Raw genomic sequence first — 13,297 nt, 5'->3', positions numbered from 1 at the left:
CCAATACAATGACTCAACTCCATATCAATCTCAGCCATATTTTCACAGCCACTACGCTGAAAAGGGGGCGTGACTATGTTAAGAAAAATAAAGTCAGTCGTCTTGAGCTTGATGAAGATCAGGATAGGTTGCAGGGGGTGGTGAGAGGCAGCGGGCGTAACACTTATGAAACCGAGGTGTTTTTCTATGAGCACACGGATGATCCGGAAGAGGACGTGATTGAGGGGTTCTGTTCCTGTCCGGTAGGCCATAACTGTAAACATGCCGTTGCGCTGCTGTTGACGGGGGAGAAAAAGTATGGAACCAGGCGCCTTAATCAGATGATGGGATACGACAGTAATCCCCGTTCATCCCAGGTCACGACAGCTGATATTAATGCCCTGAAAAAACTGTTTGAGGAACAGTTTGGTAACCACCTGACTTCAGATGCGGTGGAAGCCATGGTTGAGGAATTTCTGGGGGAAATGGCACCGGAAACTCCGGGGAATGCCGCCCGGCAACAGGCGAAACAGCTTGAAGAACAGCGAAATAATTGGCTCAGGCGATTGGACATTGCGGTAAAAAACCGGGAAAGAGAGGCCCAGCAAACCTCAGAGCAAGCCAATAATGTAAACCTCACGCTGTACGTTCTGGAAGAAAAATCATACCACGGTGGAATGATCGTCCAGATTTGTTTCTCTCGCCATTTGAAGAAAGGTGGATTTGGTAAACCCACCCCTTATCACGGCGCATACAACTGCCTCCATAATGGCAGCTGGCCCGCCAGTATGACCGAGAATGACCGCCGTATTCTTAAGCTGGCCTACATCAATAAACGGATTGATGTGTATCAGGGGATAATCACTCTGGGCGGAGAAGAAGGGCATGAGTTGCTGGACATAATCCTGGCAACAGGGCGTTGTGTGGTGGGGCGGGAGTTAAAACTGCCGGTTGCCCGGCAATCGCCGGTAAACGGAGAGATTCGCTGGCAGCTTGATGAACAGGGCTTGCAACGCCCCGAGTTGGTGGATGCCGGCACAGGGCTACCCCTGTTATTAATTCCTTCAGAACCACCCTGCTACCTTCAGAGAAGTCAGGATCAGTTCTATTGCGGTGACCTGCTGGGATTACCCGATCCCGGCTTGATCGGCCTTTTGCTGGACGCGCCTCCCCTGGACGAGGCCGGTATAGAGGTCACCAGTAAAGCGCTGAAGGCCGCTTTTCATAACACCACGGGTGGCAGTAACAAAAAAGAAAGTAACAAAAAAAGTAACAAAAAAGGCAGTAATACGCGTAAGCCGGATGATCGCCAGAGTAGCATGGCCATTCCGTTACCGGAAAAAGTCTCGGTTCTGACGGTATTACCCAAACCACAACTATTGCTGGACAGTATTCCGGGCGGAAGTAACGCCGGTGACCGGTTGGCCCGTGGCCGGGTACGATTTGATTACGATGGCCAGATAATCCCGTTTGGCAGTCATCAGCAAACGATCACGCCCTTAAATAACACCGCCAAGGCGAGCCCTCAGGTTATTCCGCGGCAAACCGGATTCGAACTTCAGGCACTGGAACAGCTGCCAGACTTTATCGAACCGGCGCACATCCACCATATGGAGTCCGTACGCCAGCTCAAGGAACTGGACGTTTATGACCTGATTACCGGCGTATCCGGTACGCAGTACCGTAATCGCTGGTTGCGATTCATGACCGACACCATTGCCGGGCTGGAAGATCATGGCTGGACGGTGACCATTGATGACAACTTCCCGTTTCAGTTTGAGATGATCTCCGATAGCGACTGGTACGCTGAACTGGATGAGTCTGACAATAACTGGTTCAACCTGCGCCTTGGGGTCACGATCGATGGTAAATCCATTGATTTGCTGCCTTTGCTTGCCCGTCAGCTCAATCAGCTGCCAACACAGGATGAACTGAAGAACATGCCGGCAGACGCTCAGGTACCGGTAGCCCTGCCGGGTGGGAAATTCATTCAGCTGCCCGCTGAGCGTTTGCGACTGATTGCCGGCACCTTGCTGGAGCTCTTTGGTGACCGGCCACTTAACGACTATCAACTGCAAACCTACCACGCAGAAATCTGGCAAGAGCTGTACGATCAGCTTGGCCTGCCCTGGGCCGGTGGGGAAAAACTGCTGGCACTCAGTAAAAAGTTAAAGACCTTTAAACGGCTGAAACCCGTCAAACCCGGAAAAGGCCTGATGGCAGAGCTGCGTGGATACCAACTGCACGGGCTCTCCTGGCTGCAGTTTCTCAGGGAATATGGCCTGAACGGCATACTGGCGGATGATATGGGGCTGGGTAAAACCTTGCAGACGCTGGCTCATATCCAGCTGGAAAAGCAACGGCTGCAAACGCTTGAAAAGGGTAAGGGGAGCGCCAAAAAACGGGTCAGCAAAACGACGCTGGTGGTATGCCCAACCAGCCTGCTTCACAATTGGAGCAACGAGGCTGAGCGTTTTACTCCGGACCTGAAGGTGCATATTCATCATGGCAGTAGCCGTGACAGCGATGCCATTGCCGATTCCGATCTGGTGCTGACCAGTTACGGGGTTATCCAGCGGGACTTTGAACACTTGCAGAAAATTCCGTTTCACCTGCTGGTTCTGGACGAAGCCCAGGCCATCAAAAACCCCACATCCAAAAGTGCCAAAGCGGTGCGCTGCCTGCAGGCTGAGCATAAACTGTGCCTGACCGGAACCCCCATGGAGAACCATTTAGGGGAGCTATGGTCGCTGTTTGATTTCCTGATGCCCGGATTTTTGGGCGTTCGGGATCAGTTTACCCGCTTTTATCGCACGCCCATTGAAAAACAGGGTAACGTGGAACAATCGGAAAAACTGCAAAAGCGGGTCGCTCCCTTTATGTTGCGACGTAACAAGGATCTTGTGGCGAAAGAGTTGCCTGCCAAAACAGAGATTGTTCGGGCGACGGAGCTGCAGGGTAAACAACGGGATCTCTATGAGACGATCCGCGCCAGTATGGAAGCCCGGGTTCAACAGGAAATTGAAAAGAAAGGACTGGCCCGCTCACAGATCGTGATCCTGGATGCACTCCTTAAAATGCGCCAGGCCTGTTGTGATCCTTCACTGGTGAAACTGGAACAGGCCAGCTCGGTGAAGGAGTCTGCCAAGTTATCGCTGCTCATGGAGCTGATTGAGCCCATGGTGGAAGAGGGACGGAAAATCCTGGTGTTTTCCCAATTTACCAGCATGTTGTCGCTTATTGAGGAGAAGTTAAAGGCGGCTGACATCCCATGGGTGAAGCTGACCGGCCAGACTCGTGACCGCAAAACACCGGTGGATACTTTTCAAATGGGAGACGTGCCGGTATTTTTGATCAGCCTGAAAGCCGGCGGCACCGGCCTGAATCTTACCGCTGCGGATACCGTGATCCATTACGACCCATGGTGGAACCCGGCGGTAGAAGAGCAGGCCAGTGACCGGGCTCATCGGATTGGTCAGGATAAGCCGGTATTTGTCTATAAACTCCTGACCGAGGGAACCGTTGAAGAAAAAATCCAACAGTTGAAAGCAAAGAAAAAAGCCATAGCCAATGCGCTATATGGCAGTGGTTCTGGCAAGAAGCAACCGGCAATAACCGCAGATGACCTGAACGTGCTCTTTGAGCCGGTCAAGTCGGCATAACCATTCAGTAGCGGTCATCATTCCCGGATGGTGCAAATCTGGCCAGGAGAAAGAAACCTTCTTGGCCTGAGTGTCGGTAGCATGGCTTTAACCTGTATCTGCATGGTTCTTTTGCAGAAGTATGCTGCCTATAAGCTCATTTCTGGACTGGAGAATATTATGGTTAAATAGAGAGCAGTACCGGAATTGTTTGAGTTCGGAAGGTCGTGTTCTTCTGGAATAACTGCAATCTTTGCTATGATTCCGGATCTCTTTTTACTGTTGATCAGATGAGATAACGTTTTATGAACTCCTTTGACTTTACGTAAGTCAGAACCCCTCAGAAACTGATGGGAAGTTGTATAGGTGGGTTGAAGTGCCTTAAGCTCCAGTCAAACATAGTGTGTGAGTTTGTATTATGGAACCACCGATCTCTTATAGGGTTGCCCGAGGCAAACAGGCAGGGGCTGTTTATACACCTCACAAGCACAGCTGTGGCAGGTATATAGTCAGTAAAACACGATTTAAGCAAGATTATATCTATCTTGAGTCGCTGAGTGAGGTGCTCAAGTATCTGCAGGCTGGTTTTAAGCTTAGGGTAAGTGACCCTGTTACAAAATCTTCTCCAAGCTTGGTTCAACTATCGTCGTTGACTATATCATAAAAATTATCAGGTAACAGATTTGAACTGGTCTGGGAGTTTTTGCGATGACACCAGAGATTTTTCAGGCTCATGTCAAAGAGCTTAAGTATGGTAAAAAATTACCGGGAGCCGTTTATCTCCATAAAAGCACGTTTCATAAAGAAGCGGCAGAATTAGGCCGATGGATTTCCCTGAAGCTGGAAGTCCTTGGTCAGAATGTCCCATGGACGGTGATTAAACTGCAAACCAGAGGCTTTGGTGTTTCGTTGTTGAACTACCCGGATTTTTATGAAGAGGCGTATCCCGCTCTTCACTCCAGCTTGAGTCTCGATTTTGAACGAGAGCGTTACAAGCATAATAAGTTTTCCGGCATCAATCCTCCCATCCTGCATCGCAAAGAAACAATGGTTGCTCCGGATGATCCTTACTATGAGGAGTTTTGTAATATCACCCGGGAAGGCGAAGAGGCCGGTTTATACGACAATGCAAAAATCATTGGTTTCAGGCAAACCTGGGAATCGCTGATTCATGAGCGCGGTTATGAACTGGTGGATGGCAGGCTTTTTCGTTCATCCTCGGTAGTACAGACAGAACAGAAAATAGAGCGTCATCGAACTGCACTGTCTCGTGATGCTTTGTCTTCGCCCATGAAAACACTTGCAAAGCAAGGCTACTTAGAGGGTGAGTTTTCACTATTTGACTACGGTTGCGGTCGTGGAGATGATCTCTGTGAATTAGAGGCGCATGGCCTTAGTGCTTCAGGTTGGGACCCTAACTGGCGCCCTGATGGAGAAAAAGTTTCTGCTGACCTTGTGAACATTGGCTATGTGATCAATGTGATCGAAGACTTGGAGGAGCGTGTTGATGCCCTGTTAGGTGCCTGGCGATTAACAAAAAAACTTCTGGTGGTTTCGGCAATGATTGCCGGAGAAGAGCATATAAAGAAGTTTAAGCGCTATAAAGATGGTGTCATTACTTCGCGGAACACATTTCAAAAATATTATACCCAGAGTGAGCTTCAGCATTTTATTGAGCATATTGTTGAAGAAGAGCCAATAGCGGTTGCCCCTGGTATTTTCTATATCTTCAAAGATAAAGATGAAGAGCAGTTATACCTTGCCAACAAACAGCGAAGAGTCAGTCATCACTGGAAGCAGTTAACCCAGAAGCCGGTTAAGGTGCCAAGGTCAGAGATCCTTTTTGTCGAGCATGGTCAGTTGTTGGAGCAGTTCTGGGTCAGTTGTCTGGACTATGGTCGTCTACCTGCTGTGGATGAATTCAGCCAATATGAGCAGGTTAAAGCGCTGGTGGGCTCGCCTAAAAAAGCCTTTCGGATTTTGTGTGAGCGTTACGAGATTGATGATTTTGAAAAGGCCGAAAATGACCGCAGGGAAGACTTGCTAATATATTTTGCTCTCCAGCAGTTTTGTAAACGAAAGCCATACAGGCATATGCCAGAAAAGCTAAAGCGTGATATAAAAGCTTTCTTTGGTGATTATAAAAATTCTCAGGCGCAAGCGCAAAGTCTTCTCTTTTCTCTTGGAGAGATGAATGCCATAGAGCAAGCTTGTCAGCTTGCACATGAGCAGTTACCTGCAAGTATTCTCAACGAAGGTCATTCTCTGGTTATTCATTCTAGGTTTGTGAACGATCTCCCTCCCGCACTGAGGCTATACATAGGTTGTGCAACGATGCTTTACGGTGATGTCAGTGATGTCAATCTGATTAAAGTGCATATCCGTTCTGGAAAGCTAACTCTTATGAAGTACGAGGGTTTTGATCATAAGCCAATACCTCTGTTGCAGCAGCGCATAAAAATAAATTTACGCAAGCAGGAGATTGACTTTTTTGACTATGCCGCTGGCCTGTATTCACCGCAGCCACTTTATTGGAAATCGAAATTGATTGATGAAAGCTTTGCTGATTATTCGAAACAAAAATCCTTTGATAAAAAGCTCCTCTCGCTGGATTTGCCTGACATGGATGGCTATGGGCTCGATTATGATACCTTCACTGAAGTAATGAAGCACGGCTATAACCTCGAAGTTAAGGGGTATCGCTTCTACAAAGTCAATAAAGATTGTGAAGATCTTTACTAATCCTGTAATGACTGTTTTTATATACAGTATTTTATGCAGGGTGGTTAGGTGTATTACGTGTCGAATTAATATTCTTACGCCTTGCCTTGAAAATCGATCTAACGGACAATCAGTTACTGGAGGTTAACTCCAGTGGCAAAAAACGGCAGGTGCAAGTGGCAAAATATACGGCTAAATTTTCAGGGCATGAGACTTTTCCTCTTCGATACGGGTGGTTGTATAAAGCCGTTTCATCCGTGCGCGAAAAATATGATGGCAAGCCTCTAAAGCCCGTCACATCAGGCAGTTCGGAAGATAAAGAGAAAGCTGTCGTGCGTATGGGTGTCGGTAAAAACATGGTTAGTTCTATAGCTTATTGGGCTATAGCATCAAAAATGATTGATGAGACTAATCGTAAAAAAGATACCCTGACAGAAGTTGCTGCTGACCTTTTTGGAGAAGAGGAAGGGGATTCCGGATGGGACCCTTATATGGAACGTGTTGGTACTGTTTGGTTGCTGCACTGGTTGCTAAACCGTGATTACCACACCGTTACATCTTATCGGTGGTTTTTTAACCGTTTTAACGGTCAGCGTTTCGATAAGCAGCAGTTACTGGATTCTTTGACTCTTGATGCTGAAAAGCTGAAATTTGATGGCAGCGAAAAAGCCGTAAAGAAAACGCTTAATTACAAAACGGTTAGCAAAGATATTGACTGCTTTTTGCAGGGTTACACTTATAGAAATTCCTCAACATCCAAAATCAGTGAAGATAGTTTTTCCTCTCCTCTTGTTGAGCTGGGTTTGATCCGCACGCTGGAAGACGGTCGTTATAAAAAATACAGCGCAGATCTTGGTGAACAGGAGAGTTTGCCTATTGAAGTCTTCACTTATGCACTTATGGACTATTGGTTTGAGTATGCCAAAGAAAGTAAGACCATCTCTTTTGATCGACTTTTGACTGCTGAAGGTTCACCAGCACGGATTTTCCGTTTATCACAAAGTGCACTGGCAAACCGTTTAGATGAGGTTGAAGAGCTGACTGAGAAACGCATTTCTTGGACGGATACTCAAGGCTTGCGTCAAATTCAATGTGACAATGTAAAAGACCTTGAGTTTTTAAAGTCAACGTATCTCAGACACTATTACAAGCAGGGTAAATAATGCTGCTCGCAGACAAATATTTTATTAATGTTCGCTATCAGCGTGCTACCCGTATTGATAACGATCTGGCACCTGAATTCTTTCCTGGTCTTATATTTCACGGCACGGCTGAAAATACCCTGCGTACGCTTGGCAAGCAATATTCAGAAGCAAGACAGCGAGCCTTTACCGTAACAGGTCCATACGGTACCGGTAAGTCCACCATTGCTCTTTTGTTGGCTGGTTGCCTTCATGATGACAAACAAATTCGCAGTGCAGCAAAAGCACGCTTAGGCAAAGCTTTCGATAAAGAGTTTGGACGCCATTTCAAAGTTGATAAAGGCTGGTTAATCGTTCGTGCAGTTGGTGGCATTGGCCATCCTGTGGGCTCTATGTGGCACGCTGTCATCAAAGCCCTTTCTGAACACCCAGGCACTCGTAAGTTAGTAAAGAAGTATGGTAACTGTTCAGCACCCCCACATAAATCTGGAATTTTCTGATTTTTATACCATCCTCTTAAGCACCATTTTTCCACAATATTCGCCAGCATGATTCCAGAACTACCCGCAACTATGTCGGCTGAGATTCTCTTGAAAGAGAATGCAGAGCTGCGGATGAGAGTTGCCTGTCTGGAAGAGCGATGTCGAGAATTGGAAGAAAAGGTTGGCAAGAACAGTCAAAACAGCAGCAAGCCGCCATCGTCTGATGGTTATCAAAAACCTTGTAAAAACAGTAATTCTCCAGATCATTCTGACGACCTTTCCGCAGATAAAGGTACCGATCCATCGGATGAAAAACCCAATCCTAAAAGTCTGAGACAGTCTTCTGGTAATAAAGCCGGTGGAAAGAAAGGGCATCAGGGCACTTGTCTTAAACAGGTCGATATCCCTGACTATATTGAGTACCTTCCGGTTAAAGAATGCAATAAATGTCAGGCGTCTCTTCTTGATAGTGAGCCGGTCAAATATATTGAACGACAGGTGTTTGAACCAGGGAGACCGGGTGAATTTGAAGTAACGGCCCATAGAGCTGAAGTAAAAATCTGCACTTGTGGTTGTCGGAATCAGGCTGAATTCCCGGAAGGTGTTACCGCTGCCGCACAATATGGCTCAGCCACACAGGCTATGGCCGTCTATCTTAACCAATACCATTTCCTGCCTTTTAAGCGCGTGTCAGAGTATTTTAATACTCTCTATAAAATGAGTGTAAGTGCAGGCACTGTCGCCAATTTTGTGGCCAGAACCTATGAAAATCTGGCTTCTACTGAAGAGGTTATTCGTGACGCCTTGCGGGAATCGTCTGTTGCCGGAGCCGATGAAACGGGTATGCGGGCCGAGGGCTCTTTGCACTGGCTACACGTTATGCGGGATGAACAATGGACGCTCTACTACTTGTCTGAAAAGCGAGGTCGTGAGGCCATGGACACGATGGGCATACTGCTAACATTTGCAGGCGTTCTGGTTCATGATCATTGGAAATCCTATTTTGCATATGCGGCAACTCACGTACTTTGCAATGCCCATCACCTGAGGGAGCTTTTGGGTGTTGTTGATAGGGACAGCAATCAACTGGCGTTGCGATTGATGAAGCTACTGAGGCTTTCCTGGCATTACTGCAAGGGCTTTAAGACCATAGGTATGCTACAGATGCCAAGTGTTGTCTGTGAACGAATCGAGAAGATTTATGACCGGTTGCTTCAGCGGGCTCTAATGAAAGAAGTCGTCTATATGGAGAAGCAACGAGAGGAGCTTAAGCGCAAGAAAGTCAAGAATACTAAAGCTTACAATCTCTTCAAACGACTCACTGAGTTCAAGGCTGAGACACTGCGCTTCATGTCAGATTTTACCATTCCCTTCGATAACAATGGCAGTGAGCGGGATGTTCGAATGGCCAAGTTAAAGCAGAAAATCTCAGGCTGCTTCAGGAGTGCAGACGGTGGTTCTATGTTTGCACGGATTCGCAGCTATTTGTCGTCTGCCAGAAAACAGGGAATGGACATATATCAATCACTTCATAGAGCTGTTCGGAATTACTGTAATATGCCTTTGCTCAGTGCTGAATAGTTACCTAGTTCTCGTCCAAAAACTCTGCAGCCTATGCGTGCCAAGGCTTAGAGGGAAAAAATCAAGTTTTGTTTTGACGCCTTTTTCAACCAGTTTTCGGGGGCTACAGCGGAGTTGATGTGATTTTCCTGTAAATTCAGAGCACGTCAAATCTCTGTAGGCTACGTGGCCCAAGGGCTATAGTTTTTGGATGGGAACTACCTAGATTTTATGCGTGTTTTCTGATGTATACCTGATGTCAGGTAAGCAGAGGTTATCGATTTTTCGTCCACGGTTGTACAAGTCGGCTCTCCTGCTTGTACTAGAGATTTATTAGTTTGTGAATTACGCGAAGTATCATCAAAAACAGATTGCGGGCTAATAGCACCCAAGTTTATTTTTGAGTTCATATTATAATTTTCCTTGATTCCTTGATTCTTTTAAATTGCCTATGTTGGGTGAGTCAGAGTTTTTATTTTGCATGTTAGTTCATTTATGGAGGAACTTTTTTAATAAACCATAGTCTTAATTAGTATTATGCACACATCATTACAAAATCAAATACTACATAAATGATTTTGGCTCTTATTGGATTACAGACTGTTCCCAGATTGAACCTGGCTGAAGCACTTATCATTAAAGGCTCTCAGAGCTTTGCTCGGCAATTTGCCCTCAAGCCTTACATTGCGTGGTCCACATCCAATTTTCACTGCAGAGCAGTTCGGAAATCAAATAGAGCCATGATTTTTAATGGAAATTCTAATAATTTATAGGACTTAATTTATGGCTATGGACTACTCACTAAGGCATTCTGGCAATTTGCATCAAAATCACTCTTACGCTGGATCATTAACTCCACAAGCTGAACCAGTTAATTCCGTTTCCAGTGATCAAGTACGTTCTCTAATGTATCCATCAGACGTTCAATTAGAAACTTCAAAGTCTGAGCATGTTGGTTTATCTGATCGTTTAATCTCCAATGTCCATTGGCTTGATTCAATGCTTGCTTATTATGTGACTGGTAAGCATATTTTACGGTCTTCAGAAGCTAAGGATGACTGTAGGATTATTGGCTGTGTTAATGATTTCATAAACAAGAAGGTGCAAACAGTACCAGGTTACTTTGAAAAGTCATTTAATGTAAAAAATGCCGAAATTTTTGAAAGAGATGCTGCCCACTCATTTTGGATTCGGGTTTTTATACAAAAAGAGGCGGTGCCACAGCAGACACAAGAAATGATAGAGAAGTTAAGTTACGACCAGAAAATGCTGGTCTTTGTTTATCTCAAATGTCTTGATATGGGAGAGGCTTGCACCAAATCAAAATACCCTGAATATTATGACCGTGTGAAGCCATATTACCATGATTTTGTTAAGACGGTAGATCAAAAAGAAAAAGCCTTTTATGCCAGCAGGGAGGAATCTCTGCCTGGCTATTTTAAGGATGGTGGGAGGTTTAGGCCAAAAAATGCAAGTACACTTACTCGATTAAGTCCCAAAATAGAGTTTCATCCCATTACTTCTTTGATGCTGGGTGAGGTTCGTAGAAATCTTGAGCCGGATCAGCAGTTAAAAATTGATGAGCATTTTCACAAGGCAAATATGGAGTCACGTCCAAAGCTTGTAGATAAAATGATCAGCACTGGCGGTTCGGTAGAAAAAATCGATCAATACTCAGTTACTCATTTTTCAAAAAAAGTTCAAATCGAGTTTTATCCACATAAAAATAAAACTGATGTTCTCAGCTATTTGAATTCTGCACAGGGAGAGGGAGCTTTAACGACAACGGGTGATATTAAACTTTATGAGCTGGAGGGTAAAAGTGTTTACCTGGTTAAATATCATAATTATAAAACGGATCAAGATCGGTACCTGGTTGCCAATGCAATACCCATTGGAAAGCAAGGTGAGGAATACAGAGCAGAACTGGATTTAGAATCAGCGCTCTGCCAGGTAAAAAACATACTTCAACCCGCTATGGCATCTTGATGACCTTGTTCCGGCACTCAGCCTGGGACTACTATTTACTCTTATGGAAAGTATTCTAACCGTCATTCAGCACCCGTATCAGGAATAAATTTCCTGATACGGTCGCCCAAGAATTGAAATAATAGTCAACTGCCTTTCTTGTAATCCAACCACATGCTTTTCATGTCCATCGACCAATAGCACGTTGATACCCTGAAAGCAGAAAAACACCCAACGCGCTGTCGGGTTTTGGCAGGGTTTCCGCTTCATGTCCGGGAAAAACCGACTCTGTCGTTTTAGCTCATGCCTAATTCGATGCTGAATCGCCGCATACACTAACAGACACAGCGTCATCACCATCAGCAAGGCTTCTATTCGTTCCGGTTTCTTTAAAAACAGCGAAAAAACCAGAAACTCCGGGCTCTTCAAAAACCGAAAGCCACGCTCTACTGACTGTTGTGATTTGTAAGTACTTAGCACTTCTGCTGTACTCAGCCGACTGTCGTCCAGATCATTCGTCGCCAGCACAAAGCAACCCAGAGAACACTCTGCATCTTTGCGACAGTCAACGGATACCCAAGGATATCCGCTCACATAATATTCAATACTGTCCGGTTTAGAGCCTTTCTCCGGACGACCTACCTTGGTATAGCAGGGTTTCTCAGTAATGACAGGTTCCGCCTGACAATAAATAGTTTTTGACTGCCATTCATCGAACGCACGCAATGCGTCGGTTTCACACTTGAAGGCTTTTTTGGCCAGTTTACTGGTCAGCGCTTCTGCTTCTTTCTCAGATTTAGCATTTTTTTCAGCAGTGTTTTTTGTTCGCTCTTTCGAGCCTGCTCGCTGCGGACCAGAATCCAGCGCTGGGAGACACCCGCATGATCTGACAGCATTTCATGACTCTCATAGCCCTCAGCACCCTCCACTGGTGTCATTTCACAAGAAGCGACACTGTCAATCAGTTCTCTGGCTTCTTTGATTTTTGACGGAACCCGGGTGATAAATTGCTGGCCCTGCTGATGACTTTTTTAAAGTTTTTATTGTCGTTTACGTTGCCACTGGACGCTTTCATAAAAACGGGAATACCGGCCTGATTTTCCGTCATCATCAGCAGTATTGCCTGGTTGAGCTCGGGTCGATGATCCCTGCTGTATCCACGACAGAGTTTGATACAGTGCATATCTTCTTCGTCGACGTCAGATTCGCTGTTATAAACGCCGTCCACATGCAAGCTTGTTGAGTCAAGGTTCAGAGCCTTGCACGGCAGTTTTAAGACATTCACTGCCTTGACAGCCAGCGATAAATAGACCTCACTTACATCCAGTTCAAAAAGCTGATCCAGGGCTCTGCCGAGTACACTGTCGTTAATGTGTTCGGGTTTAATACCGGGCCTGATGAGTTTATCCAGCGGTTTATCAGCATGAAACTCCGGGAACATATGAAGCGTGCGGGCAGTGAACCCAAGGCCGTTAAGCAGCATTGATACTACGGTTTCGCCAAAGGAAATATTCCGGTGTTCAGATTGGTTAGGAACCAGGGAATCCAGATGATTAGAGATACCGAGTTCTTTGCACATACCGGCAACCAAACCCATATGATCGATACGTTGAATGTGGAACTGATGAGGATGCATTGGACATGTTCATTCTGAGAATTTTTTACATTTTAGCCGGTGTAGGGAAATTCTCAGATTGAGTGCTGAATGACGGTTCTAAATGTGTTGAGAGGAATTACTTCTGGGGTCGGCTAAAGATCAGCAATCAGAGTTGCAAATGCACCAAACAAAAAATTCCGGCAGACA

Annotated in this window: 6 protein-coding genes and 1 pseudogene; 6 read left to right on the top strand and 1 reads right to left on the bottom strand. The window is 45.7% G+C overall.

The window, feature by feature from the left end:
- The first annotated feature begins 8 nt into the window (after positions 1 to 8).
- The 6 genes from MJO57_RS28030 to MJO57_RS28005 all read left to right on the top strand — a co-directional run bounded on the left by MJO57_RS28030 (position 9) and on the right by MJO57_RS28005 (position 11,514).
- Positions 9 to 3,641 (top strand): DEAD/DEAH box helicase, encoded by a 3,633-nt coding sequence (locus MJO57_RS28030; protein ID WP_252020424.1) that lies wholly within the window; start codon positions 9 to 11, stop codon positions 3,639 to 3,641.
- A 687-nt stretch (positions 3,642 to 4,328) separates the two neighbouring features.
- Entirely contained in the window at positions 4,329 to 6,362 is a 2,034-nt protein-coding gene (locus MJO57_RS28025; protein WP_252020422.1) for a DNA phosphorothioation-associated putative methyltransferase, read from the top strand.
- An 86-nt stretch (positions 6,363 to 6,448) separates the two neighbouring features.
- Positions 6,449 to 7,504 carry a DUF4007 family protein gene (locus MJO57_RS28020; RefSeq protein WP_252020420.1) on the top strand — a complete coding sequence of 352 codons (1,056 nt, stop codon included), beginning with the start codon at positions 6,449 to 6,451 and terminating at the stop codon, positions 7,502 to 7,504.
- Positions 7,504 to 7,983, top strand: a complete 480-nt coding sequence (locus MJO57_RS28015) for a hypothetical protein (protein WP_252020418.1) — start codon at positions 7,504 to 7,506, stop codon at positions 7,981 to 7,983. The genes MJO57_RS28020 and MJO57_RS28015 overlap by 1 nt, the downstream gene beginning before the upstream one ends.
- Before the next feature lie 48 nt (positions 7,984 to 8,031).
- Positions 8,032 to 9,546: an IS66 family transposase gene (locus tag MJO57_RS28010; RefSeq protein WP_252017330.1), complete on the top strand. Its 1,515-nt coding sequence runs from the start codon at positions 8,032 to 8,034 to the stop codon at positions 9,544 to 9,546.
- Positions 9,547 to 10,314: 768 nt separating this feature from the next.
- Positions 10,315 to 11,514 carry a hypothetical protein gene (locus MJO57_RS28005; RefSeq protein WP_252020416.1) on the top strand — a complete coding sequence of 400 codons (1,200 nt, stop codon included), beginning with the start codon at positions 10,315 to 10,317 and terminating at the stop codon, positions 11,512 to 11,514.
- A gap of 78 nt (positions 11,515 to 11,592) precedes the next feature.
- Here MJO57_RS28005 and MJO57_RS28000 read toward each other — a convergent pair.
- Positions 11,593 to 13,129 (bottom strand): annotated as a pseudogene (locus MJO57_RS28000) (IS1634 family transposase).
- Positions 13,130 to 13,297: the final 168 nt, after the last annotated feature.

This window comes from Endozoicomonas sp. SCSIO W0465 (assembly GCF_023716865.1).
Lineage (GTDB): Bacteria > Pseudomonadota > Gammaproteobacteria > Pseudomonadales > Endozoicomonadaceae > Endozoicomonas.
This window is presented reverse-complemented; position numbering and strand designations above follow the sequence as displayed.